At 46.1% G+C, this 26,838-nt stretch carries 22 protein-coding genes; 10 read left to right on the plus strand and 12 right to left on the minus strand.

Annotated elements, in window-relative coordinates; all coding sequences use genetic code 11:
- Window positions 1-3: 3 nt before the first annotated feature.
- From FLM48_RS17665 to FLM48_RS17675, 3 genes are all read right to left on the minus strand, one after another.
- Window positions 4-1,641, minus strand: coding sequence for a di-heme oxidoredictase family protein (locus FLM48_RS17665; protein WP_179025555.1), 1,638 nt, complete (start codon window positions 1,639-1,641; stop codon window positions 4-6).
- 105 nt (window positions 1,642-1,746) lie between these two features.
- Window positions 1,747-2,901, minus strand: coding sequence for an imelysin family protein (locus FLM48_RS17670; RefSeq protein ID WP_028771597.1), 1,155 nt, complete (start codon window positions 2,899-2,901; stop codon window positions 1,747-1,749).
- Between the two features lie 50 nt (window positions 2,902-2,951).
- Window positions 2,952-4,355, minus strand: a complete 1,404-nt coding sequence (locus FLM48_RS17675; protein ID WP_179025556.1) for a hypothetical protein — start codon at window positions 4,353-4,355, stop codon at window positions 2,952-2,954.
- A 376-nt stretch (window positions 4,356-4,731) separates the two neighbouring features.
- Between FLM48_RS17675 and FLM48_RS17680 the strand changes: the two genes are divergently transcribed.
- Window positions 4,732-5,919 carry an MFS transporter gene (locus FLM48_RS17680; protein WP_179025557.1) on the plus strand — a complete coding sequence of 396 codons (1,188 nt, stop codon included), beginning with the start codon at window positions 4,732-4,734 and terminating at the stop codon, window positions 5,917-5,919.
- Window positions 5,920-6,003: 84 nt separating this feature from the next.
- Entirely contained in the window at window positions 6,004-6,834 is an 831-nt protein-coding gene (locus FLM48_RS17685; protein WP_179025558.1) for a TIGR03899 family protein, read from the plus strand.
- Here the strand turns inward: FLM48_RS17685 and cobA are convergent.
- Window positions 6,824-7,645 (minus strand): uroporphyrinogen-III C-methyltransferase, encoded by an 822-nt coding sequence (gene cobA, locus FLM48_RS17690; RefSeq protein ID WP_028771601.1) that lies wholly within the window; start codon window positions 7,643-7,645, stop codon window positions 6,824-6,826. The genes FLM48_RS17685 and cobA overlap by 11 nt on opposite strands.
- Window positions 7,646-7,987: 342 nt before the next feature.
- On the opposite strand from cobA, the gene FLM48_RS17695 reads away from it, so the two are divergent.
- A complete protein-coding gene (locus FLM48_RS17695; RefSeq protein WP_179025559.1) occupies window positions 7,988-9,427 on the plus strand; it encodes a S41 family peptidase in 1,440 nt (479 codons plus the stop codon).
- Between the two features lie 12 nt (window positions 9,428-9,439).
- Window positions 9,440-9,970, plus strand: a complete 531-nt coding sequence (locus FLM48_RS17700) for a redoxin domain-containing protein (protein ID WP_179025560.1) — start codon at window positions 9,440-9,442, stop codon at window positions 9,968-9,970.
- A gap of 143 nt (window positions 9,971-10,113) precedes the next feature.
- Here FLM48_RS17700 and FLM48_RS17705 read toward each other — a convergent pair whose 3' ends face one another.
- From FLM48_RS17705 to FLM48_RS17725, 5 genes are all read right to left on the minus strand, one after another.
- Window positions 10,114-10,530: a DUF3010 family protein gene (locus tag FLM48_RS17705; protein WP_179025561.1), complete on the minus strand. Its 417-nt coding sequence runs from the start codon at window positions 10,528-10,530 to the stop codon at window positions 10,114-10,116.
- 71 nt (window positions 10,531-10,601) lie between these two features.
- A complete protein-coding gene (locus FLM48_RS17710) occupies window positions 10,602-12,320 on the minus strand; it encodes a hypothetical protein (RefSeq protein ID WP_179025562.1) in 1,719 nt (572 codons plus the stop codon).
- Window positions 12,321-13,028: 708 nt separating this feature from the next.
- Complete coding sequence (locus FLM48_RS17715; RefSeq protein ID WP_028771606.1) at window positions 13,029-13,781, minus strand: phosphoadenylyl-sulfate reductase; 753 nt, start codon at window positions 13,779-13,781, stop codon at window positions 13,029-13,031.
- Window positions 13,774-15,471, minus strand: a complete 1,698-nt coding sequence (cysI, locus tag FLM48_RS17720; protein WP_179025563.1) for an assimilatory sulfite reductase (NADPH) hemoprotein subunit — start codon at window positions 15,469-15,471, stop codon at window positions 13,774-13,776. The genes FLM48_RS17715 and cysI overlap by 8 nt, the downstream gene beginning before the upstream one ends.
- A 94-nt stretch (window positions 15,472-15,565) precedes the next feature.
- Complete coding sequence (locus FLM48_RS17725) at window positions 15,566-17,350, minus strand: assimilatory sulfite reductase (NADPH) flavoprotein subunit (RefSeq protein WP_179025564.1); 1,785 nt, start codon at window positions 17,348-17,350, stop codon at window positions 15,566-15,568.
- Between the two features lie 337 nt (window positions 17,351-17,687).
- On the opposite strand from FLM48_RS17725, the gene FLM48_RS17730 reads away from it, so the two are divergent.
- The 4 genes from FLM48_RS17730 to FLM48_RS17745 all read left to right on the plus strand — a co-directional run bounded on the left by FLM48_RS17730 (window position 17,688) and on the right by FLM48_RS17745 (window position 22,033).
- A complete protein-coding gene (locus FLM48_RS17730) occupies window positions 17,688-18,863 on the plus strand; it encodes a Re/Si-specific NAD(P)(+) transhydrogenase subunit alpha (RefSeq protein WP_179025565.1) in 1,176 nt (391 codons plus the stop codon).
- Window positions 18,863-19,138 carry an NAD(P) transhydrogenase subunit alpha gene (locus FLM48_RS17735; protein WP_028771610.1) on the plus strand — a complete coding sequence of 92 codons (276 nt, stop codon included), beginning with the start codon at window positions 18,863-18,865 and terminating at the stop codon, window positions 19,136-19,138. Before FLM48_RS17730 ends, FLM48_RS17735 begins: the two co-directional genes overlap by 1 nt.
- Before the next feature lie 6 nt (window positions 19,139-19,144).
- Window positions 19,145-20,527 carry an NAD(P)(+) transhydrogenase (Re/Si-specific) subunit beta gene (locus FLM48_RS17740; protein ID WP_028771611.1) on the plus strand — a complete coding sequence of 461 codons (1,383 nt, stop codon included), beginning with the start codon at window positions 19,145-19,147 and terminating at the stop codon, window positions 20,525-20,527.
- A gap of 135 nt (window positions 20,528-20,662) precedes the next feature.
- On the plus strand, window positions 20,663-22,033 hold the full coding sequence (locus tag FLM48_RS17745) for a MipA/OmpV family protein (protein ID WP_179025566.1): 1,371 nt from the start codon (window positions 20,663-20,665) through the stop codon (window positions 22,031-22,033).
- Window positions 22,034-22,108: 75 nt separating this feature from the next.
- Here the strand turns inward: FLM48_RS17745 and FLM48_RS17750 are convergent, their stop codons facing one another.
- Complete coding sequence (locus FLM48_RS17750; protein WP_179025567.1) at window positions 22,109-23,191, minus strand: rhomboid family intramembrane serine protease; 1,083 nt, start codon at window positions 23,189-23,191, stop codon at window positions 22,109-22,111.
- Between the two features lie 12 nt (window positions 23,192-23,203).
- Window positions 23,204-23,806, minus strand: coding sequence for a hypothetical protein (locus tag FLM48_RS17755; RefSeq protein ID WP_179025568.1), 603 nt, complete (start codon window positions 23,804-23,806; stop codon window positions 23,204-23,206).
- Between the two features lie 307 nt (window positions 23,807-24,113).
- Here FLM48_RS17755 and FLM48_RS17760 point away from each other — a divergent pair, with 307 nt between their 5' ends.
- Window positions 24,114-24,398, plus strand: a complete 285-nt coding sequence (locus tag FLM48_RS17760) for a hypothetical protein (RefSeq protein ID WP_028771615.1) — start codon at window positions 24,114-24,116, stop codon at window positions 24,396-24,398.
- A gap of 132 nt (window positions 24,399-24,530) precedes the next feature.
- Here FLM48_RS17760 and FLM48_RS17765 read toward each other — a convergent pair whose 3' ends face one another.
- Window positions 24,531-25,358, minus strand: a complete 828-nt coding sequence (locus FLM48_RS17765; protein WP_179025569.1) for a hypothetical protein — start codon at window positions 25,356-25,358, stop codon at window positions 24,531-24,533.
- 474 nt (window positions 25,359-25,832) lie between these two features.
- Here FLM48_RS17765 and FLM48_RS17770 point away from each other — a divergent pair, with 474 nt between their 5' ends.
- Window positions 25,833-26,759, plus strand: coding sequence for an LpxL/LpxP family Kdo(2)-lipid IV(A) lauroyl/palmitoleoyl acyltransferase (locus FLM48_RS17770; RefSeq protein WP_179025570.1), 927 nt, complete (start codon window positions 25,833-25,835; stop codon window positions 26,757-26,759).
- Window positions 26,760-26,838 lie beyond the last annotated feature (79 nt).

Raw genomic sequence — 26,838 nt, forward strand, 5'->3', positions numbered from 1 at the left:
AAATCATAATGACATAACAAACGCGATAACCTGAGCTCGCTCAGCGGCGCTAAGCGCCATAAACTTATCGGTACTATCTTGTGACTCGCCGCCATGCCATAAAATAGCTTCTTCAATGGTCGCGGCGCGGCCATCATGCAAGAACCCCGCTTGAGGATTAACGGTTTGGGTCAAGCCTATTCCCCAAAGCGGTCGAGTACGCCACTCTGTACCATCCGCGAGAAAGTCTGGGCGATTGTCCGCTAAGCCTTCTCCCATGTCATGTAGCAACATATCGGTAAATGGGTAAATGGTTTGCCCTTTATGACCTTCAGTCATCGCATTGCCACCAATTGTCCCCTCTGTCTTAGTGACAAATTTAGGCTGGTGACAGCCGCTACAGTTAATCTCAGCAAACAGTCGTGCCCCTTCACGTACATCTGCATCTTGCACATTACGGCGAGCTGGAACAGCTAAGGTTTCGGCATAAAACACCACTGCATCACTGAACGCGGCATCCGCTTCAGGTGCGCCGTTTTCATCTTCACCAGTATCGACAAAACCGGTACGTGTCAGATAACTATCGTGCAAAGCAGTGCCCGCAACACTTTCTTGTGGGAACAATGGATTAGTAATGCCAATATCGCCACGCAGCGCGCCTAGCGACTGTACTCTGACACTGGGTGTATTGGCCTTCCAACCAAACCGTCCCAGCGATACCGGGTTAGGATCACCGGCCTGCGCCTTTACCGCATCAAACACGTAGTTCGCGCGTCCAGAAATGCCATCTTGGTTGCTATCATTTTCATCGACCAGAGCCAAAATATCCGCTTCAGGAATCGCTTCTAGCAAACCTAAGCCAAATACTGGCATGCCATTACGCCAACCCATCAACACATCATCTTGTAACAAGTTGGAGGTTACATTGCTGCTTTGCTTCGTTTCCCCCGGCGCATCGTAAGGGTTTTCAACTTCGAATAAAGGTTTTTTTAAGGTGACAGTGTGGCCATCAGGGTAAGTAACTTGGCTGGTCTCATAAGACAGATAAACATCGGCTTGACCGCCAAACAGATTCGTTTCCCAATCAGGCCGAGCTTTTAACACACCGCGATGAAATAGCTGGCCACCAAAATCTGCTACAGGGATCGGCGCACAGTAATTGTTAGCTGCCGTGCCTTGGGTACAGGGCTGATCTGGCGCAAGGCTTATGCGCAAGAAGATACCAGCCTCAGACCCCAATTTAACGCGTGTTTCGCCACTGGTAACAATCGGTGTAGAGTTACGGCCATCGCGCTGATGACAAGAGTTACAGTCGGCATTATTAAATACTGGACCTAACCCATCTAAATCAGGGTGTTCTACATTGGGCGCTGTGGTGAATGCAGTTTCAAAACCTAAGTCACCGTCTAAATGCAACTCAAGTTCAGCTTCGCTAAGGTTAGGTGCCGGGGTTGAAAAACCATGCCCCGACTCTGACGCATCGAACGTGGTGGTGTCACCGCCTAAAGCAGTCACATCAGTATAATCTGGATAAGTCACTTCGGGCTCAGGAATGACAGGGTCGACCACCTCATCACCTGATCCTCCGCAGCCACTAAGGGTAAATAGAATAGCTAAAGAAATACTTGATAGTTTTATCAAGCTATTATTGATTGATTTCATGCGCTGCACACTCTATATAGCTCTTAAGCATTTACTGATAAACCATTTAAAAATCATGGATATACAATCAAAAAAAGGGAGCCTAAGCTCCCTTAACTTTTGTGGTTAAACATTCCAATCTTGCAATAGTGGTAACACATCAGACTCTAAGGTGGTTTGCAGCGTGGTCAAGGCATCAACCGCTGTTTGCACTCGTTCTCTACCTGCTTCATCGAGAATAGCTTGTCTAAATGGCATGTCACTGGTGCCCGCTATCGCTTGAATTTTAATGATGGCATCATCAATCTCGCTGCCAACACGTGCGGCTAAGGTGGCATCTGCCGCCGCAACAAAATCGACAATTCCCTGTTTATCTGCTTGGCCTGTTAGCTCGCCTTGATAAACATTACGCACGCCAATAATGTTGTCGCTAAAATCAGTCAATGAGTTCCAAGAGTACTGTGACTCTACCTTAGAAGTGTCTGCATCATTAATGGTGGCACCAAATGGGTCAGCAATTTTGCCATTGCCCACCTCATCGACAATGCCAATCATGCCATTGATTAGCTCTTCAATTACTCCAACCTGCGACGCATAAAATGTATTACCATCAGCGCCAGGATTTTTCACTAAGTTGGCATAAGCATCGCCACTTTGACCGTCATGGCTAAGTTGCCAAGCATCATCAAGGGTTTTGGTATAGTCGCGAAAAACTTCAGCCAGCCCCATTAGATAGTCACGCTCTGTTGCCGTTAGATCGGCAATATCTTTCTCATTGTCCGCAACACCATCGCCAAACAATAGGTATTCCATAGTGTGGAAACCTTGCACATCATCATTCCAACCTTTAATGGTGTCAGCATCGAAGCCTGAGTTAGTCGCAAGCACAGTGGTTAAGTCGGTGGTATTGAGTGGCCAGCTATCTAGATGTGGGTCAATACCTAACGAGTCAACTGGGCCAAAAATATGTGATTCACCCTGCTCCCATGGTTGGCGCGCCGCCTTCCATGCTTCTTGAGCAGCAATAAGGTTTGCTTGAGTGGGGGTGGCAACCAGTGTTTGTGTTGCCGCAAGCATCGCTTCACCTTGTGCCGCTAATGCTGCGTAACCGGCAACAATGACATCATCGGTCAAATTAGTGATAAGTTCATCAGCACTGTAAGTGAAGCCCGTTTCAGGGACCACAGGATCGGGTGTGCTACTGTCACTGCCTGAGCCACCGCAAGCTGCAAGTGTGGTAATCAAAGCCAATGCCACAGCTGAATATTTAATGTTTTTCATGTTAAAGCTCCAAAAATTTAATAAGTTTCAATGCCTATTAGGCGGAATATTTACAAAGAGAATTGATAACCGACGCCTAAAGCGAAGAAGTTGGTATCGGGAATGGCGGCAACGGCGACTTGTTGGCGACCGCCCTCAGCCTTGATGACAATTTCAGGGATAGGTGAATAGTTAACCCCGACACTCGTCCAAGTGTTTTCGTAGCGATTGGTCGCCGTACCGGTTTCCACCTCTTTCAGCGGATTTGAATAGTCGATATTGGCAAAAACCGTCAATGGAATAGAGGTGAAATGACTTAAGTCGACACCAGCTTCAACAAAAAAAGCCTCAGACTCTGAGCCCAGCTGAGCAAAGTTGCCAGGCTTTAGTCCTGGGGTGGTTTTATTGGCTTGGGTAATGGCATCGGCATCACTTAAGGTGCCGTATAAGTATTGGCCTCGCAGTATCCAAGGACCTTGAACATATGCACCCGACAACGCCAAAATAGACACGGTACCATCACCAGTTACCTTGTTGCTCTTATGACGATTGCCAGTGGTATTGCCATAATAGTAAGCGACACCGGCTGCAAAACCGGGTTGCTTGAAGCTGCCGTAATCTAACCGCAATGCATAGGCGAGATCGTCAGCGTTGACATGTTCAAAACGTTTTTGATGACCAGAGGCTACCCAGTCATAGGTACGAAAATACTCAGAGTTGAGCCCACTGACGACTTGCGCTTGATAGTGGAAATTTGCCACTTCACCAAAAATACCGACACCGGTTTCATTCCATACCGCAGGCATCATTGCGGTTTCACTACGATGACGCAGCACTGTCAGGTATTGATTAGGCTTGTGAAGGATACTCGTCAATCCGATGGGCAGATGGATATTACCGAACTTGACGCCAAACGCCTCATTAGGTCGATACCTAATTTGGGCTTTCTCAATCATCACTTCACCGCCAGCTTCTACCTCTGACTCGAACTCACCAAACTCATCAAAGCCATCATACTCTAGCGCTGCGCCCGTGCCGCCGTGTTCATATTCAATTTCAACTTCCATATCCCACTGGTCATTAAATTGATAGCCAAACTCGGTAACGATACGCTCTAAATCGAACCTTCCTCGACGCTCTGGTGTGGTGTCTTGGACATTCTCGTAATATTCGTCGCTGGTATAGTTAACTGAACCGTACGACTTGAAGGAGAATTTACTCCATGGGCTTTCACTGACTTTTTCATCAACAATCGCTGCAACCTGCTGTCGCTGCTCAACAGCTTGTTGCTCTTGCTGTTTTGCCTGCTGCTTTTGTTGTGCCGCCAGTTCAGCCAAGTCCTGTTTCAACTTTGCCAGTTCTGCTTCCTGCTTAGCTATCGCTTTTTCCAGCGCTGCTGGATCGGCTGCTTGAACAGCATTTATGGAACACACACTTGCTATACAAATTCCTAACAAGGTCAATCTTGTTTTCATATCATTCTCCGCTGTAGGACAGCTCCCCCTGAAAAATCCCCCACAAAATATATGGAATGAGAACAATTTGCATTAATATTTACAATACAATTTACAATACAATTACATTTGCAACCGCTAATATTGTTTTCCGCTAGTAGAACCAATTTTAATAATTAGCAAATACAATAACTTGGGGGGATAAATTTAGGTCGAGTGAATTGTACAGGTTACATTGCATAGCAATCTTGGCAGATCAGCTAAACAGCGCTCAGTGCACAGTGCACAGCGTTGAGCGAAATCGTGACCATACACCCTCGCTGAATCGAAAATAGCCTTGGGGATAAAGTTGGATTTCGGATAGACTGAGCTCTGGTGCCGACGATGGAATGAACCAATGCAAAGAACGCCGCAAAGCTTATTGTTATGGATGACATTTATTATGTCGTTGGTCTTTTCCGTATGGCAGGTATTGCTCAACAACTTTGTTATTGAACGTGCAGCGTTTACCGGCGCTGAGATAGGTATATTACAAAGCTTGCGCGAAGTACCAGGCTTTCTCGCCTTTACCGCAATTTTCGTATTACTGGTGCTAAAAGAGCAGAGCTTTGCATTAATTTCTTTAGCCGTATTGTCCATTGGTGTCGCGATAAGTGGTTTTTTCCCCTCAGCAATGGGCTTATATCTCACCACTATATTAATGTCTGTGGGCTTCCACTATTTTGAAACCATCAACCAATCATTAACCTTACAATGGGTAGATAAGCAAGACACGGCAGGCTTTTTGGGTAAAGCCATGGCATGGAAAGCGGCTGCGGCATTAACAGGCTATGCCAGTATTTGGTTAATTATGACCTGGCTTAAGTTTGACTATGTGTATATGTATGCCTTTATTGGCTTACTTGGGCTATTTATGGTGGCAGTGCTAACGGTATATTTTCCCAAGTTTCCAGAAGGTGAGCCGCAGCATAAGAAAATCATCTTGCGTAAAAAATATTGGCTGTATTATCTACTGACCTTCTTCTCTGGTGCTAGACGACAAATATTCATGGTGTTTGCGGGCTTCATGATGGTAGAGAAGTTTGGCTATAGCGTTAGCCAGATCACCGCCCTGTTTTTGATTAACTATGTCGTCAACTTGCTCTTTGCCCCCGCATTAGGGCGCTTTATTGGCCGAATCGGCGAACGCCGGGCGTTAACAATCGAATATATCGGCCTAATCATTGTATTTGTAAGCTACGCTTTTGTGACCCACCCCTATATTGCAGCAGGATTGTACGTCATCGATCACTTGCTATTTGCCATGGCGATCGCCATCAAAACCTACTTCCAAAAGATTGCTGATAAACAAGATATTGCCGCAACTATGTCGGTGAGTTTTACCATTAATCATATTGCTGCGGTGGTGATTCCTGCCCTGCTAGGCCTACTATGGCTGTATTCTCCGAAAATGGTGTTTTTTATCGGTGCTGGGCTGGCACTGTGTTCACTCATTTTGGCGCGCAATATCCCTTTAATGCCAACTCAAAACCACCGTGTCTGCTGGCCATTAACCCCAACCAAAGCCCACTCAAATGCTCAATGAAAGTAAATAGCACTGTTCAATAGCTGTGGTTAACACTATTATTTTATCTTATTAGCAAAGCAAAAGACGGAACCAATAGACATCATGGCTGACACTCCCTCAGTGCCCAAAAGCGAGCAAACCTCCGATGTATCGGCACGTAAAAAAGCACTGCTGTTGGGAAGACGGTTAGGTTTAACAAGCGAAGAAGGCTATCGTGCATCTCAAGCCTCTATTGCCGAGCGAGCTGAGCACCGTCAGCGTAAACTTGATAGCCAATACCAGGCCAATTTAGAAGCGGTCTACACCATTGCGTTAGCAAATACGCCATCTGAGGTCACTGGAACCGATTTAGATCCGGATTGGGTTCACCAATTCTTTCAACTGGCAGAGCAAATCCACAATCGTAAAATGCAGGAGCTGTGGGGGCGCATTCTCGCCTATGAAATTACCTCGCCCGGCAACTTTAGCTTAAGAACATTAGCCACGCTAAAGCAGCTCACCCATAAAGAGGCGCAGTTTTTTGAAAAAGCCTTGGCGATGGCAGTAAAAATTAATAACGAATCCCGGCATAAACTGATTATTGGTTATCGCTATGCAGGTGGTATAGGTAAGCTGTTTCGCAAAACCGATGCCATCAGTATCGGCCTGTCTCAATTTGGCTTACCTTACTCAACAATTTTAACGCTAATTGATTCGGGCATACTGCACCGAAGTGAATTTGAGACTGGCTTACTCAACAGCAAAACCCCAATCAGTTTTACTTTGCAAGATATGAAGATGACATTGACGCCTAAGGGCGGCCACCTGTTATTTAGCTATTATCGTCTCACCCCAGTTGGAGAAGAACTAGCCCAATTGGTGCGCCCAGGGGCAGATATCGAATATACAAAAGCAATAAAAGCCTTGTTTGCTAAAGACTTTATTATTGATTGAGACGAATGGCAATTTGCTCATCAATCGCGTTAGTAGCGCCTTTGGGCTGAAACCAGTTTAGTGTGTCAGCCAAGGCTACCACTTCGCCAATTATCATTAACGCTGGCATTTGCAGCTGCGGATCGGCAGCTAACTTATCAAGCTGACCTAATGTTCCAATAAATCTTTGCTGTGCTTGTGTAGTCGCTTTAGAGACTATGGCCACCGGCGTATCTGCTGAACGCCCCGCACCAATCAAACCTTGCTTTATCAAACTGGCATTAAGAATGCCCATGTAGATCACTAAAGTATGATTGGCTTTAGCATAGCTGGGCCAGTCCATCGGACGGCTTTCAAGCTTGCAATGACCAGTTAAAAAGGTCACACCTTGAGAATAATCTCTATGGGTTAATGGAATACCTGCATAGGCAGAGGTGCCGCTAGCGGCAGTGATCCCAGGGACCACTTCAAATTCCACTCCGGCATCAACTAAGGAATCAAGCTCTTCGCCACCACGGCCAAAAATAAATGGATCGCCACCTTTTAAGCGCACCACATTCTTGCGAGTGTATGCTTTGGTGACCAACAATTGATTGATCTCTTCTTGCGCTGCGCTGTGTTTACCCGCACGTTTTCCCACCGCAATTCGCTCCGCATCACTGGGAACCAACGCCATAATATCGTCGCTCACAAGCGCGTCATAAAGTACGACATCAGCCTGCAAAAGCACACGATACGCTTTAATGGTTAGCAGCTCCACATCGCCAGGACCTGCGCCAACTAGCCAGACTTTTCCGGCAGCTTGCTGCCCAGGTAACGCAATGAGTTCCATAATCAATTCCAGACGAAATAACTTCAGGCTAATATAGCGATATTCTTATAATTAAAAAAATAGATAAAAGTTAAAATTTATTCCTTTTTGTTATTAGTGAGGCAATACTCTCGCTACCAAAGTCGTAGCGGGCCTATGGTTTGAATATGTTGGCTGAAATGTCTGTTCGTATGCTGCTATATAAGTGACTGATTTTTATCTGTCATCGTATTGGCAAATTGCTGTAATTTGAAGGATACTCAGATAAGCGAGTAACTATCACGATATCTAGTTAACTCACTGATAAAACACAATGGATAATTAGCTGGCTTTGGATGAGTCGTCACCGACATAAGGACTTTGATGCAATTTGGCGCTAAGACAATCATCAACTTTTTTGGGCTAGCAATGCTGACCAGTGGCTGTGCACTGGGGTTAATTGCACTTAACAGTGATTGGCAAAATACCCATTTAAGCCCCTATCAGGCCAACAAAGATCTACAAGTCTTGCAGCAGCAGATTAGCCAACACTCGGCCATCGCAGCTATTGATCCCTCTCAGTTAAATCAAGTGATTAAAGCCAGTCAGCAGTTTCAGCAAATTTTGCCCTCCCGTGTCAGTGTCACGGAGTTTGTCCCTGAAGTGCAAAAAATATTGGCACAACTCGATGACATAAACGCCCATGTTAAAACTGATCGTTTCAGCAAGCAGCTGCCAATCCATATTCGGTATATTGATAACCAGTTTATCGCGCTGAACGATAAAGGCAGCCTGCAAATCAGCCAGTACCCATACCTTACTCACCTTGATGGTCTGCCGCTGAGTTATTGGTTAAGCGCCGCTGCCCGTTATTTGCCATCGGGACTGAGTCAAGATTACAACGCACTCCTGACCCAACTAAGCTATTTGCCGCAGTTACGCCAAGAGATTGGAGCTCGTCCTAGTGAGACTGTCACGCTGACACTATCAGACGGGCAACAAAGCCACCAGCAAACGATTGCACTTATCGACAGTGATAGGCCGCCGCACCTGCCTTTTAGTGCCAATTGGGTGATAAAACCGCAGCCAAGCAATGTGTTTGAAATTGGTAATTTCAATCAATTTGCTAACGATGCCGCTTTCAAAGCCGTGGTTACGCAAAGTCTGCTTACGCCGCTTACCATTCTCGATCTACGCCGGGGGCACGGCACAAACAGCCTATTAACCCGCGCCCTTGCAGGTTATTACGGTATGCAAAGCTACTCCGGCATCCAGCCTCCGGTGGCCATAGCCCGTTATCGTCTTAACAACCGACTGCGAGCCGATTACCTACAAAGCCGCCAATTTGAGCCTTTCGAGCAATTCTCTTCCTTTGAGCAGCTTCATTTAACTACCGCAAGCCAGGCTGCCCACAGCGACAATGACAGTAGCTTTGGTCAGTGGTTTGCCCGTAAAGCCCCTTTTAGTCAGATTAAGGTCAGCCCATTGCCGACCCATAATAAAGTCGGCAAACTGGCATTAATAATTGGCCCACAATGCCGTGGTGAGTGCCAATGGCTGGTTCATTTTGCCCAAAGTTGGCCTAACGTAACCTTAATTGGTACAGCAACCCGTGGCGATTTTGATTTAAAGCACCGATTTACTTTACCTAAGAGTAATATAGACGTTACGCTAACCAATAGTTTGGTCTATGACATGCACGGCCAGCTACTCACAGGGCGCGCAACTCAACCCGATATTGAATTGACTGTTGATGAAAATATCCATTGGCCTGGCCTATTGGATGTGATCAACAGCCATTCAAGCACTGCAGTGACACAATAACAGGATCGACAGATGAAAAAATTAACCATGATGCTAGTTAGCCTTTGCTACCTATGGCTACCTTTGAGCGCTCACGCAACGGATTTAAAGGTGGGCGACAAAGCCCCTGACTTTCGCTTACAAGCCACAGACGGTCATTTTTATCAATTGCAGGACTATTTAGGGAAACAAACCTTAGTATTGGCTTGGTATCCAATGGCCAATACCCGTGGTTGTACGTTGGAGTGCCGCTCACTGGTTAAAGATGGCCACCTAATTCGGCAGTACAATGCGGTATATATGATGGCTAGTGTTGATGACTTAGAAGATAACCAAGCCTTTGCTGAGCAAGAAAAAGCTGACTTTCCTATGCTCAGCGACCCGAGCAAAACGACCGCTAAAGCTTTCGATGTGCTCAACTTAGTCAGAGTTGCTAGCCGAGTTACTTTCTACATAGGTAAAGATGGCACCATTTTAAAAATTGATGATGACATCAATCCAGAAACTGCAGCGCAAGATATTGCCGCCACGCTCGCTGAGCTTAACATCGACAAGGCAAGCTAACCGATAAGTAAACCAGCCAAGCGGTTATCATCCCCATAGCCAGAGCGGTTGTCTTAGCGACCATTCTGGCTTTGTTTTACCGATGAAATATCAGTCCCAAGCAGTTAATGCGTTCACCATGAACTTTTGCTCAGGTTTAGCTACTATGCATCCAATCCTTCAAACGCTAAATCAAAAGCTTTGGCCATATCTTGAGTTTTTGGTCGACAGGTTTTCTGCTCTGCCCAGCGTTTATCGGTAGCCCGTATTGTCGCAGGATGAATAAACTCAACCGGCTGCGCCACACAAGCTAATATCACTCCTTCAAGAATAAAAGTGCCTGCCCCACCCGCACCTTGCCCAGTGGTAGCGCGGCGATTCACAATTAAAGCATTACTTCCAACACTGCTAAGATATGCCTGCAGCGCACTAATGAACTCAGCAATATCTTGCTGAGTAGGATTTTTAGCAATGACAATCTTATTAACCTGACTTGCGACTAGCTGACACTGCCCTCGTGTGCCAGACAAACTAACCAATCTCGCTTCGTTGGCCTTAAGTAGTACCCCAGTTGTAATCATTATCTCTCCAAATAAAAAAGCCCTACCTCATATTCTTAATATGAATTAGGGCTTTGAAAACCAGTCTTTGTTTACTGACTATTTGACTGCATCACCGAACCCATAACAATACCATGTTCATTGATGTCTAAGTCGAACTTGGCTGACATGTTGTAGTACTGGAAGTCTTGCAGTTCAGGCGGAATAGGCTCGCCACTCATTTCCAGCACTGTCATCAATGGCGCAAGTAAGCGTTGGTAATCTGCGGTGATACTCAACAAACCATTATTGTCGACCGCCTCTTTGCCAACTTGCTCTGCCACCTTAGCGCTCGCCTCGCCGGTATAAATCACCATATGTTGACCCTTAATCGCCAACTTAGCGTCTAAACCATAAGCAGCGGGGACTTGTAGCGCTTGATTGAGTGACACTGGCGTACCGTCGGTAGGCACCTGCAGGTTGGCCAGTTCAGGCACAAAAGGTTTCACCATGTTAAGCAACATCACCGGATCTTCAGCTGACAGCGTCATAATGGCATCTACCTGATCCATGGCAGGCTGATTAATATCATCATTAAGCTGATAGTCAATCAGGCCAAAACTCATGCCTTTAACGCCATTAGCCATACCGGTAAACATGCCCAACATTGCCGGACTTTGTTGATTCATCTGCCACTGCATTTGTTGTAATGGTTCACACTGATATTCTGGGTTTAGGAACTCGTTCCAAATCGTCGTCACAGCGGGCACAAACTCATTGACATTAATCCCCACGCCCATAGAGAAAGTACTGGCCTTAACATCTTGAGTAAAGCTAGGTAAATAACCCTTTAACTGACTCAACGCACCCAGCATGGTCTGGTTATTACTCTCAATGATGGTGCTGAAGTTAAGTTTGGCTTGTTTAGCATCTATCTCGAGCTCGTTGTAGCCCATCACCGTGCGAGGCCAGTTTTTGGCTATGGCACTTAAATCTTGGTGGCACTCATTCGAGCGAAGCTCATACAGAGGATCATCGCCAACAAGCTCAAACAGTTTAGTCATTTGACTGGCTAGTTGATTGCCATCTGTGGTGGTTAATGCAGTGACTAGCTGTTGGTGATCAATATAGCTTACGCCGGTTTTCATAAAACCATGGCGGTCATAAATCGCATCAATAATCCCAGAATCAACCACTGACTGTTGCGGCTTTACCAAACCCAGCGCCATATCTAACAAAGCAGGTTCGGCAAAGCTGGCTTCTAAGGTGACGGTCAACATCTTACCGTCAATGGCTACAACCACATCCAGCTGTTCACTGTCAGTGGCCTCTGTTAAGCGATAGGCTCGATACTCAATCTGTTGGCGTTGCTGCTTCATGTGGGTAACACCACTTTGCTGCTCGGCATTGTCCAGCACAGCCCAAATAGCCTGCGGATCATCAAGTTCAACCTTAATCACTGGCAGAGCGCCCAGTGTATAAAAATAGCTACGGCCGCTCTCTGGTAACCCAAAGGTATCAATAAATGCCTGACCACTCGCACTAGCCGCAGCATAGCTTTGCGTTAAACTCGCTAAAAACTGTGACATTGGCGCGGGATCGTCTGCCAACTCTTGCGCAAACGCTTTAACTGAATGCAGCTGGCTCGAAGCCATAGTGTCGATATAGTCTTTAATGGGGAAAGCTGCGGTTTGCACTGCCAACATCGGAGTGTCAGCGGGGATGTACCCCAATACGCTATCAGATTGCGTTGTTGCTCCGTCTTGCTTTGATATGACATAAGCCCCAGCGGCTAAAGCCACTGCCGCCGCCCCAATTAACACCTTGTTCATGCACTCTTCCCTATGTTGTTTCAATCAAAGCCGCTGCTTGACTCTAAAGCCAATATGGCTACTACGCACCTATATGTTAAGGAACGTTACAACATCAAGCAGTTACCATTAAATAATACCAATCAGTATAACTGTGGGCACTATACTACGACACCGACAAAATAAGCGCACGTAAAAAACAAATTCGAGAGCAAAGAGGTGAATTAACAGTCAGAAAGGAAGCGAGTAATCGTCGGGCTCCTGGGTAGCGACACCGCACTACCCAGGAGACAGAGGCTTTTGATTGTACAAGCGCTAGCAAGCCAATCAAATCGCAAGGCATCCACCTTGCTTTAGGTTTAACACTACCAACGCCTCTGTCGACTAACCGTCATCTGGTATGCACCAGCGGAAGGTGACAAATTAGCTAAGCTCAAATTTAAGCTCAATACAGAATGGTAGCTTAAAACCATCTACGGGAACCTAAGACTATAGATCAAAAATAGCCCTTGTGCATAACCCTGTGCAAAAAATTGTAAAACTATTTTCCAGCGCATTTCACCACACCAAAGGCAAAACAACAAGCCACTGAATGTAAACGAATTATCCAGTTAACTTACCGGACGCATAACTGGTACATCAGTACTAGTTACTCCAATAAAAAAGCACTGAGTGAATCAGTGCTTTCGAGGCCGTTTTGTCTGCCTATTTTGCATAGTGCCTGGCGCATTAAATATCAAAATGTAAACCACACTCGCGCTTCATACCATTGAAGCGGGTTTCCTCTTCACTCATACCCACTTCAAGTGGCTTGCTTGAATGAGTATCCCCAACTGAGACATAACCTTTCTCCCACAATGGGTGATAAGGTAAGTCATTATTGGTCAGGTACTCATGCACCTGCTTATTGTTCCATTCGATAATAGGCAGCAGTTTATAGCGCCCACCCGTTATGGCAAGAATAGGTAAACCTTCTCGTGTGCTCGATTGACTATGGCGCAAACCGGCAAACCAAGTCGTGACCTGTAACTCTTCTAGCGCTTGCTGCATGGGCAGCACTTTGTTCATGCGATTGTATTGCTCTAAACCGTCGAGCCCCTGTTCCCACAATCGACCAAAGCGCGACTCTTGCCAAGCACTGCTCATGTTAGAACGATATACTTTCAAGTTAAGCGATAAGCGCTCGGTCAGTTCATCAATAAACTGATAAGTTTCAGGGAATAAATACCCTGTATCGGTCAGAATCACCGGGATATCAGCCTGTGCTGTCGTCATCAAGTGCAGCATGACTGCCCCTTGAATACCAAAACTTGACGAAAGTGCATGGTTGCCAGGCAAATATTTCAGCCCCCATGCAACTCGCTGTTGTGGCGTTAATGCTGACAGGAACTCATTAACTCTTTTAAGCTCAATATCCTGCTCAACTTTAGGCGCAGATAACAGCGCCTTAAGTTCGTCAGCAGTGATCACTGAATCATCCATGAAAATCCTTAGCGGCATCGTTAACCGCCTTCACGACGCCAATGCGCACCGTAAAGTTACCAAATGTCTCGTCAGTTTCACGTTCAGCCACGTAACGAGCAAACAAGCTATCAAGTTCAGACAAAATCTCTGCTTCTTGAATATTTTCTCGATATAACTTGTTCAATCTTGTGCCTTCGAAACTGGCGCCTAAATAAAGGTTATAACGGCCAGGCGCTTTACCCACCAAGCCAATTTCCGCTGCAAATGGTCGAGCACAACCGTTTGGACAACCTGTCATCCTGACCACAATCCCCTGGTCAATAAAGCCATGCTTTTCCTGTAGCGCTTCAACTTTAGAAATAAAGTCTGGGAAATAACGTTCAGCTTCCGCCATGGCAAGTGCACAAGTCGGTAAAGCCACACAAGCAATAGAGTGGCCACGTGTTTCAGAAATGAGCTTACCCATCAAACCATGGCTGCGTGCAATATCTTCAATCTGCTGCTTATCTTGCTCATCAACACTGGCAATAATGATATTTTGATTCGAGGTCATTCTAAAATCACCTTTATGCACCAAGGCAATCTCTCGTAAACCCGTTTGTAATGGCTGTCCTGGCAAATCTTTAATACGGCCACCCTCAATAAATAAAGTGAGGTGCCATTTATTATCAACGCCTTGGATCCAACCGTAGCGATCGCCACGATCACCAATAATCACATCACGTTTAGGCTCAAATTTAACGCCAGCTCGCTGCTCAACTTCCGCTTTAAATGCCTCAAAGCCATGTTTAACAATGGTGTACTTTAAACGTGATTGTTTACGATCTACGCGGTTACCCCAGTCACGTTGTACTTTGAGCACAGCTTCAGCAAACTTAAGCGTGTCTTCGGCCTTGATAAAACCAAAGTCATCAGCAAGACGAGGGAAGGTTTCAACTTCACCATGGGTAGAACCCATGCCGCCGCCTGCAACCAAGTTGAAGCCAACTAGCTCGCCGGCTTCTGCAACAGCCACAAAACCTAAGTCATTGGTGTAAACATCCACATCGTTATCAGGCGGTACAGCTACAGCCATTTTAAACTTACGTGGCAGGTAAGTTTTACCGTAAACAGGCTCTACCTCTGTACCTTCACTAACCGCAACCTTGTCGTCACCCAACCAAATCTCAGCGTAGGCTTTGGTACGCGGTAAATAGTTGTCAGATAGCTTTTTGGCCCAATAATAAGCCTGTTGATGTAACTTTGATTCAACAGGGTTTGGATTACACATCACATTACGGTTTACGTCACCACACGCGGCAATTGAATCTAATGCTTCTTTATCCAAATCTTGAATAAGCGTTTTAAGATTACGTTTTGGAATGCCGTGATACTGAAACGTTTGTCGCGTCGTCAAACGAATACTGTTAGAGCTGGTTAAGTTAGTGGCAATTTTGTCGACACCAAGCCATTGCTGTGGCGAGCAAACACCACCAGCGACACGGGCGCGCAGCATGAAGCTATACAAAGGCTCCAGTTTTTGCTCTTTTCTTTCATTGCGTAAATCACGATCATCTTGTTGATAGAACCCGTGGAACTTGATCAACTGTTGATCGCCTTCGCTAAAAGAGCCTGTCAGAGAAGTATCTAGCCCTTCTTCAATACCGCCACGTAAATAATTACTGTCGGTTTTCAAATACTCATTTACAGATAACTTTTGCTCGCTCATGGCTTATGCCTCACTCTCGCTTGTACCGACTGACATCCATACAAGGCTATTGTTTTATTGGTTTTGTTGTATTTAAACTGCAACGTCAAATGCGTTAATAGACGTCTTTCTGGTAGCGCTTGTCGCTACGTAGGGCTTCTAAAAATGCCTCAGCCTCTTCAGCACTTTTGCCACCATATTGGGCAATCACATCTAGTAGTGCTTGGTGCACATCTTTTGCCATGCGCTCAGCATCACCACAGATATAAATATGCGCGCCCGCCTCTATCCATTGCCACAAGGCCTCTCCACGCTCAGCAATACGGTGCTGTACATAGACCTTATGAGCTTGGTCTCGAGAGAAAGCGGAATCAAGACGACTTAAGGTGCCTTCTTTAAGGTACTGTTGCCATTCAGTTTGGTAGAGGAAATCTTGTTCGAAATGCGGGTTTCCAAAGAACAACCAACTATCGCTGGTAATGCCTTGTGCGCTGCGCTCCTGCAAGAAAGATCTAAATGGTGCCACACCGGTACCCGGGCCAATCATGATCACTGGCGTTTCTGGGTTTTCTGGCAAACGGAAGTGGTTATTAGGCTCCACATACACGTTAACCTCTGCACCTTCTTCACTTTCAGCCAAGAAACGGGATGCGCCGCCGTAACGCGCAACACCATCACGATCATTTTCAACCAAAGCCACAGTCAGGTGGACTTCTGATTCAACATCGCTCTGCGCTGAGGCAATGGAATACAGGCGCGGCGTAATTGGACGTAACAGCTCTATCAACTGGAAAGCAGTAATCGATACTGGGTAGCTTGCCACTAAATCAGCTAACTGATGATTAAGCACAAATTGACGCAATTGTTCACGATCTTCAGCAAGAGCGGTGAGGCTTTCATCGCCGCTTAGTTGCGCCCAACCTTGAACTAAGGCGGGATGGATCTGCGTGATTTCACGCTTGTTGATGAGCGCCTCACGCAAGGTTAAGGTTTCATCTTTAATGGTAACGGTTTCTTCAGCGCCTAAACTTAACTTCGCAAGGATTTCATCAACCAGCACTTCGGCATTGTTAAACCATACCCCAAGTGCATCACCGGGTTGATAACTCAGCTCGGACTCGCCTAAATCGATTTCAACATGACGAACATCGCGATCTGAATCACGACCCGTCAATTTCTGACTAACAAGTAGCTCTGCGGTATAGGGCTTTTGCTTGCTAAAAGCATTGCTTGATGCTGCTGCGCCAATAGACACCACATTGGTATTAGCGCTGCTTGCACTGATAAGGGGCTTAACAGCCTCAAGGACAGTTTGCTGCCACGCTTCTGCATCCGATTCATAGTCAACATCGCATTCCACAATAGGTGCCAACGCTTTCGCACCGAGTGCCGATAATCGTTGGTCGAAGTCTTTACCGGTTTGGCAGAAAAACTCGTAGCTGGTATCGCCAAGAGCCAACACCGAATAATGTAGGTTATCCAGTTTTGGCGCCCGCTTTGATGCAAGGAATTTATGCAGCTCAATCGCATCGTCTGGGGCTTCGCCTTCTCCGTGGGTACTCACGACCGCCAATAACAGAGTTTCCTGCTTTAATTGGCGCACTTTGTAGTCAGCCATAGAAACTAAGTTAACCGCATAACCTTGCGCCTGTGCTTTTTCCGCTAACTGCTGCGCGACACCGCGACCGTTACCCGTTTGGCTACCATACAAAATAGTCAGTGTTTGCTCTGGTGCACTCTCGGTTGCAGCAGCGCTGCCTCCAAGTTCTGCACTAGCAGATAGATAGCCACTCACCCATGCCAATTGAACGGCACTAAGTTCGGCGGTGAGTTGCTTAAGCTTGTCCACTTGTCCTTGTGACAGTGGTGAAGCCAGTGATGATAGCTCTTTTAACAACATGAGGACGGCCCTGTATCAGTTTAATGGAGCTAGCTTAGCGGTAACTGAGAAAAGCAAAAAAGAATAAAATCTAATTTTTAATTCGTTTTTGGAATATGCAAAGGTGAATTATTGAGCTACAAAAGTGAGGGCGAAAGCCAATTTTTATAAGAAATAGTGGTGTCTAGCACAAAACCGCAGTGAAAAAAATGTGGCCTAGTGCAAACTTTTTGCTCTGACCAGTGCAAAAAAGCGAATAATGAAAAATTCGCGCTTGTGTCTCAAGTTAGAGCCGCCACAATAATAACCCTACAAGATATTAATAACGACGTCTGTCCCTAACTAAGAGGTTTCCTCTGTGAAACTAGGTCTACTTAAAGAGAGCCAAGCTGGAGAAAAGCGCGTAGCGCTCATCCCTGCAAATGTGACTCGACTTATCAAAAAAAATCTCCAGGTTCTGGTGGAATCGGGAGCTGGCCTTGCGGCTGGTTTTACCGATGATGAATACCAACAAGCTGGTGCCACTATCATCCCCCGTGAGCAAGTGCTTCGCGATGCGGACATCATCACAGTAGTAAACTGCAAAGGGACTCAATTCGACGAGCTAAAAACGGTCGTCAAACCTCAACAGTTTGTTATTGGCATGATGGACCCACTTGCCCAAGCGAGCAATATTGCCGAGTTCGCCGAAACCGGGGCAACGGCTATCGCCCTAGAATTGGTACCACGTATTACTCGCGCGCAGAGCATGGATATTCTTTCATCCATGGCGACAATTGCGGGTTACAAAGCCGTGTTACTGGCCGCTCACCAAGCGCCTCGCTTATTCCCTATGATGATGACTGCGGCGGGTACCCTAAAACCTGCACGAGCGTTTATTATGGGTGTGGGCGTTGCGGGTCTTCAGGCTTGTGCAACCGCTAAACGTTTAGGCGCTGTGGTTGAAGCCTATGACATCCGCCCGGCTGCTAGAGAGCAAATCATCTCTGTGGGAGCTAAGCCGGTCGAACTCGATTTAGAAGCAGAAAACACCGAAACCAAAGGCGGTTATGCCGCTGAGCAAAGTGACGATTTCCTTAAACGTCAACAGCAAGCCATGGCCAATGTATTGGCTCAGCAAGATATCGTTATCACCACTGCTGCAATCCCAGGTCGCAAAGCACCGATTCTGATCACCAAAGAGATGGTCGACGGGATGAAGCAAGGCACAATCATTGTTGATTTAGCCGCTGAAACTGGCGGTAACTGCGAATTGACTCAACTTGATCAAGTTGTGGTACATAAAGGAGTGACCATTTTAGGCCCTTCAAATGTACCGGGTAGCGCGGCCACCCATGCCAGCCAGATGTACGGTACAAATATTGAAAACCTACTTAAGCTGATGGTTAACGATGACGGTGATTTGGTGCTCGATTTTGAAGATGAGATCGTCCAAGACACCGTTGCGACATATCAAAAGCAAGTGACTAACGCGCGCTTACGAGAATTACTCGAGCTACCTGCGCTCAATGCTGACAACCAAGAGGCTTCATAATGGAACTATTACTTCTGCTGACCCTATTTATGGTCGCTGTATTCTTGGGTGTCGAGCTCATTACTAAAGTGCCACCCACATTGCATACTCCTTTGATGTCAGGCTCCAACGCCATTTCAGGGATTTCACTGGTAGGCGCACTGCTTTCTGCAGGTTCAGGTGCCGGCTTATGGGTCAATATCCTCGGTTTTATCGCAGTGGTGTTAGCCACAATCAATGTAGTGGGTGGTTACATGGTGACCAACCGCATGTTAGCCATGTTTAAAAGGAAATAAAGCAGCATGAGTACGACGATTATTTATCTCGCCTACCTTGTGGCTGCGAGTCTGTTCATCTTAGGCATTAAAGGCCTAACTAAGCCAAGAACTGCGGTTCGCGGTAACCAGCTATCGGCACTGGGCATGTTTATCGCCGTAGTCGTCACCTTGCTAGACCAAAGCATATTAAGTTATGAATGGATCATTGCAGGTGTCCTACTGGGCGGTACCATTGGCGCAGTGATGGCGACTAAGATTCAAGTGACAGCAATGCCACAAATGGTTGCAATGCTTAACGGTTTTGGTGGTGGTGCATCATTATTTATTGCGCTTGCTAACTTCCTAGACCCAGAATCAGCAACCCACACAGTAGCCTTAGTCTCTATCAGTTTAACGGTTCTAATTGGTGCAGTTACTTTATCGGGATCTTTTGTCGCTTTTGCTAAGCTGCAAGAGCTAATCTCTGGCAACCCAATTAAAGTCCCAGGCAATAAAGTCCTCAACGCGATATTACTGCTTAGTGCACTGGGCCTGTCTGTCGCTGTGGTAATGGATCCAAGTAACACTGCGCTTATCTACGCACTAGTTGCTGTCGCCATCGTGCTTGGCCTGTTATTGGTCATCCCAATTGGCGGCGCGGATATGCCCGTTGTGATTGCTTTGCTCAACTCATACTCAGGTATTGCCGCGGCAACAACCGGTTTCATTACCGGTAATACGGTATTGATTGTTTCAGGTTCTCTGGTCGGTGCCTCTGGTATCATTTTGACGCAAATCATGTGTAAAGCCATGAACCGTTCACTGTTCAATGTGTTGTTCGGTGTGATGGCTGAAGGTGGCGAAACGGTTGATGCAGACGAAGTTTATGCCGGTAAAGTGACCTCTTCTTCACCAGAAGAAGTGGCAATGCTACTTGAAACTGCTGAGCGTGTTGTCATTGTGCCTGGTTACGGACTAGCCATGGCTCAAGCCCAGCATGCGGTACGTGAACTGTCATCAGTAATGGAAGCACGCGGCACTGAGGTTCTTTACGCGATTCACCCTGTTGCGGGAAGAATGCCAGGCCACATGAACGTACTGTTGGCTGAAGCTGAAGTGCCTTACGACAAACTGATTGAAATGGACGAAATTAATCCACAGTTTGAGCAAACCGATGTGGCAATTGTTATTGGTGCGAACGACGTAACCAACCCAATGGCTCGGGAAGACAAAGGCAGCCCAATTTATGGTATGCCCATTTTGAACGTTGATAAAGCGCGCACTGTCGTGGTCGTAAAACGTTCATTAAGCCCTGGTTTTGCCGGATTGCCTAACCCACTATTTGCTAAAGACAATGCATTGATGCTCTTTGGTGATGGTAAGAAGGCCATTGTCGATCTCACCCAGAGCCTTAAAGAGGCCGAGTAAGACAATAAAAAGGCTGCGTAAGCAGCCTTTTTTTCACCTTAAAACCAAGGCGGCTCGCCATTAATACACGATCCTGATAACATCTTGTTATCATAGCTGCACGCCATTTCCTTTTGTATTGGACCCAATATCATTATGACGCGAAGTTTGCTGTACCGAATTGCCACGCTGCTTACCTTAACTGTATTCCCCTGCTCAGTATTACTAGCTGAAGAGCCAGCTACTACTAAGAGTGATGATGCAACAGCACTGGAGTCGAGTGAGCAAGATGCGTTGCGCTATGATTCATGGGGGTTAGCCATTGGAGTACGCCGTGGTGATATCCCTTACGCTGTAGAAGACGACCAAGTCTACGATGTACTACCTTTATTAAAGTATCAAGGTAGCTACGGTTATATTGACGGCATGGAAGCAGGCCTACACCTGTGGAAAAATGATGCTCATCAAGTCAATGCCTATACCCGTTTCCGCTTTGTCGATATCCCCAAAGAATTGCAAAACGAATCCCAAGCACAAGCTTTTGACTTCGGCCTACAATACAAATTTAACCATGGCCCTTGGGAAGCTGATGTTGCGTTGCTGTCGGATTCGAATAAGCGCGGCTATATGTATACGCGCACCAAATACCATTGGCATAGCGGCGACTGGGATTTGATTCCCTACGCAGAATTTCAATGGAAGTCTGATAAATTTAACCGTTACTATTACGGGCTAGATCAATACGATACTGAAGGTGGCTTACAATTTAATGCCGGCGTAACCGCGCGCTACCATGTGTCTAGAAACTTATACTTAATCGGTAAGTTTGGGGTTGGTCGCCTTGAAGATAGCGTAGCAGATCTGCCCAGCATAGACAGCCAATATCAATACGAAAGCTTCTTAGGCTTCGGCTTCTTCCCAGAGCCTGGCCAACAACGTTTCGACTACAAAAATCCAAGTGCTAATGAAGATAACGACCAGTTTTTGCGAGTCGCTCATGGGTGGGCAACCCCCTCTAATCTGAATGATATTCTGTCTGGCAATGCCGAAAAAGATCCTTATAACAACCAGATGACGTCGCTGTTTTATGGTACGCGCCTAACTGAAACTTTATTCACTTTACCAATAGAGTTGTATTTTACCCCCGGCGCCGTTTGGCACTACGATTCAGAAGTTCAAGACGATATCGTTGAGGCTGTCGTCGCAATCAAGGCATTTTATACTTTCAAATTCGGCCCTAGATGGCGCCTTGGCGTAGCAGAAGGTTTATCTTACGTCAGTAACCTCACCTATATTGAAGGCTCTGAAATTGCTGAAAAAGGTTACAAACCATCTAAACTACTTAACTATTTAGATTTTTCATTTGAGGTTAATATTGGGGATATTATTAATAGCCAAAGAATGAAGAACCTGTGGTTAGGCTATAGCATTCACCACCGTTCTGGTATTTTCGAAACCAGCTCGGCATTTGGGCGCATTAAAGGGGGCAGCAACTACCAGACCGTATCGCTGCAATGGCATTTTTAAACACTGGTCTGCACCGTAAGCTAGTCTCAAATATCTCACCGCACGCGACTTGATGCGGTGAGATAGTACTAAGCACTACCGCTGAATCTTCAGCTCTGGCTGATTCAACATCCACAGCAATGGGTTACGTGCCATCACCGATTGCTTTAAGCTCAAACCAACCAGCAGTCCCGCGACAAAGCCGCCAATATGGGCCCAGTAGGCCACACCTTGACCCGCCATCATCAAGCCAACAATGTTGAACACCAACCAAATGGCAAAGAAAGCCATCGGACTCAGCTTCTTCTGGAACACGATAAACATAAATGTCAGGCTGGCATGACGAAACCATAGTAGGTACATTCCGAATAACCCGGCTATGGCGCCGCTGGCGCCTACCATGGCGATATTAGATTGAGGATCTGCACCAATTTGCGCAGCCGCTGCAGCAAAACCACACAGCAGATACAAACCAACAAAGCGCAGTTTTCCTAACGCATCCTCTAGATTGTCACCTACCACATAAAGAAAATACATATTGCCCGCAAGGTGCATCAAATCGCCATGCAGGAACATATGGGTTAACAAAGTCCACGGTTGTTGGCCCGCCACAATATGGTCGGCACGCATAGCAAATTCATCAAACACCACTTCGGCAGCCGATAAATTGAACCCATAAGCCATGAAAATGCCGATATTAACCAGCATCAGCAAATAGGTAATCCAAGGGCGCCTTTTGGGCTTGATATTAAACTCAACTGGCATTTGCGATAAAAACTGAAACAACCAGGTTTTAATACTTATTTGCCTATCAAGCTCGCCTAACACCTGCTTTATTTGCGGCGAATGCACCACTTTTTGAGTTTCATCTGCATCGAGCCAGACCCCATGGCACTCACTACAGATATCAATTTCAACTTCAAAGCCTTCCATTAAGTGAAAATGTTGCATCGGCTGCTGGCAATGGCAGCATTGACGTGAAGTCTGACCCAAATGCTGCCCTAACGACCGCTCAAGTCGTACACGGTCATCGCCATTGTCGGCGGTAGACAGCGCACTATTGAGCTCACCCCGCTCAAACCACAATCCACAACAATCCTGACAACGGTCGACCTCTTCGCCATGAAAATCAAATACGTCAAAGTGTTTACTCTGACAACTGGGGCATTGCATGGTCATAAAAATCCTTTTCTAATCAACTTCAATATCATTTTCACGCAGTGAAAGCGCAAGTGCGGTATAGTTTGTTTTTAATGCTGGCAGCGTCGCTTGGCGCATTTCAGCTGTGAGTGCTTTAAGCAATTTTCCACCATAAGCAGCACCGTAAAATCCCCGCTCAATTTTGTCGACAATATCGCCTGATTTCATATAAAAGCGCCTTGTCTGAGACAAGATAGCGGTGGGTGTTTCCAGTGTGTGCGGCGAATAGCGCATGTTGTCCCACACAAAAGTTGCCATTATCGGTCGAAAGTTTTTGCGTTCATGGGCAGCCTTGGTCGCAATAACGTCGACATAGTTTTCTATCTCAGCCACGTTATCAGAGACCTCATCATACAGTGCATGACGTAAATAGTAGTTGTTCTGCTGATTGGTCAGTGAATCGAAAGTAATTGCCTGCGACAGGCCTTCTTGCGCCGCCAAATACACGCCGGCAACGGTGGCAACAATCATGAAAATTTGGCTAATCCAAAAGCTGGTTTTAACTAGCTCTTGATTATCAAGCTGCGGAAAACGTTTATTCACTTGCTGATTCACGCTTTGAGCTTGATTAGCGGGTTGCGGTTTAATATCCATATTCGTGCACGACTCCTTAACAACGGCACTACGCTCCATAATATGCATCTTCTGCGACTGTGATGCACCGTTCATTTACCCGCCAAAGGATACGCTAGAGCACGCTAAGAATGCCAGTGAAAATAGGCCTAATCATCAATGTTTTCAAAACCCTGGCCCAGTAATTTAAATGTATGAACTACAGAACAGTAATTTCATGACTTTGTTAACAAAATAACAACAGCTGACTTGCATAAAAATTCAACATCTGATTAGATAGCAACTGGTCGAATATTATGATGAGCTAATCATTAAGGGAGCTGTGTAGATGCAAGCATCGGCACTGAATCATACTTTTACAGATTTGGGTGATAGAAGAATAACTCAACCCAATATAGATGAGCACTGGCATAGACTCACCACTGCACAACGCTTTGCTTTTTATACATTAGCTAAGTTAGGTTACCAATTATTGTTTGTCCGTCAGGAAAAAACTCACAGTACAGCTGTCGCTAAACAAGATGATCAATTGGTGACCATTGACGATGAAGGCGATATCGATTTTAACCCAACATTAATTCTCCGCCAGCGACGAGACGGCCGACCTAACTAAAACGGCGCAGAACATAATCAATCAAAGTTGTTATATAAACAGGGAGCCTAAGGCTCCCTGTTTGTTTTTAACGCCGGAATGAGCTAAAAGCAACCCGGTATCGAGTCAACCACCATAGATGCCAATGGCCCACTAATCACTTGCCAGCATTTGATGTTCTACAAGCCAGTCACTTGCGAGGTTTTGTCCCATCATCGATGCCAATGTTGGCTGCAAGTACTCTCCCAATGCCGCTCGGCGCCAACTCATGTAATTGGGCAGATAAAAAGTTTTACCGCGCCCAAACGTTCGGCCGACTAAACTGGCAAACTCGGCTAATTCATCTTCACTGTATTGGCGGCACTGGGGATAAAAAGCCTCAAACAGTTGTGAGAACTGCGCGAATTGCCCTAACTCTTGCCACGAGTACCGCTGGAAAAGCTGCAAAATAATAGGCGAAGACCAATGACTAATCGCAGTGGTATCAGTCATGAATGCTAAATTTCTACGATGATACTGTTGCCAAGCGAGCGCTTGATCTTGCTGCTCATGGGCCAGCCTCCAGACCAGGTAAAGATCAGCAAGCCATTCATGCTGATATGCGCTCCATTGCTCACCTTGTGCTAATAACAAGCTCGCCTCTATATGGCCTAATTCATGCCAAAGCGTCAACTTAGGCTGTTGCTGTAATGGCAAAGCATACGATTGATTATTCCAATACGCGGAAACTTGGGTAGGTATGGCGCTCTCAGATAGCAACACCAAGCCACGAATGGCATCATGGGACAAGGGGTAAACTAACGCACCTCGCCCGCCAAGCGCCTCTGTCGCTGACGCCGAAGTCAGTGCAACCTGATGGGTTAACTCATTGGGTAATTGCGCTAAGCACGTTTCAATTTCTGCAACTGAGCACACCAATGCCTGGCCTTGACTCAAAGGCGTCCACAGCCAACTACTGGCCAACAATAACCACGTATTCAATCGCTCTCCATCCTTTCATGCTCAATCAAGGGTCATTCTATCCACTGCTACCCCACGTATATGTGGCACCAATTTACACTAATATTGGTTAATACCAATCAGTATAAACATTTAGTCACTCAGCGAGAGTTGAGCGCTTCTGAGGCAAGGCAACGAGTGAAGAGCATAGTCATTCTACGGTTAAGCTCGTTAACACAGCATCAGAATCGCTAAAACTCGCCATTCTGGCGCGTTTTAGGCTGCCTACTTCTGCGTTGAATAATTTCACAAGGGAACAACCATTTTCAGTCATTCGCCTTGAATTAGTTTGCCCAAAGCGCGCTGAGTAGATCAAATTCTTATACTGATTGGTATAACACAGCCAGCAACGCTTTTGTATGTTGGCTATTTTGCTACAAAATTTCAGAAACACGCCAATACTCGGTAAATTTTGCGTTAGAATAACGCAATAGTCAGAGAAATAATGAGTTAGACGTGATCGACAAAGCCCAATTTACCTCACACTTGTACCACCCCAAATATTGGTTGTTATGGTTCGGTGTAGCTTTAATGCGCTTAACCCAAATTCTGCCGCTAAAGTGGCAAATGAAAATTGGCAGCGGCATTGGTGGTTTAGCGCAAAAGCTGCTCGGTAGCCGCGTCAATACAGCTAAGCGCAACTTGCAACTGTGTTTTCCCGATATGCCACAAGCAGAGCAGCAGCAACTACTGAAACGCAACTTCCAAGAAACTGGCAAGGCTATTTTCGATACGATCAATGCTTGGTGGTGGTCAGATGCGAGAGTTCAACAACACATGACCATTAATGGTCGCCAGCATGTCGAACAAACCCTTGAGTCTGGGCAAGGCGTGATCTTATTTGCGGTTCACTGCCTACCATTGGAGATGGGTGCGCGTATATTTGGCCAGTTTCAACCTGGCGTCGGCGTCTACCGCCCCCATAACAACCCGGTTATGGAGTACCTGCAAGTAAAGGGCAGATTACGCTCTAATAAAGCATTGGTCCCCAAGCGAGATGTGAGACAAATGGTCCGCTGTCTGCGCAATCCAGATGTGATCTGGTACACGGCAGATCAAGACTTTGGCCGCTCTAGCGCAACCTTTATTCCATTTTATGCAGTACCAGATGCTGCAACAATTACCGGTGCGACCACATTAGCTAAGCTCGGTCGCGCTAAAGTGCTGCCTTTTGTTGTAGTAAGAAACGATGATGACAGTGGTTACACCATTGAAATCCAACCACCACTAGATAACTTCCCCGGTGAAGATGAAGTACAAGATGCAATACGCGGCAATAAAATCATTGAATCAATCATAGATCAAAAACGTGAGCAGTATATGTGGCTCCACCGCCGCTTCAAAACTCGCCCAGATAAAGACTCACCGTCTCTTTATCAGTAACCGCGCAATATCAATACGGTGAACCCTGTGGTTCACCGCTTTATATAGACCTTACCAAATTACTCAACTTACAGTTGCT

The sequence above is a fragment of the Shewanella sp. Scap07 genome (assembly GCF_013394145.1).
Taxonomy (GTDB): domain Bacteria; phylum Pseudomonadota; class Gammaproteobacteria; order Enterobacterales; family Shewanellaceae; genus Shewanella; species Shewanella waksmanii.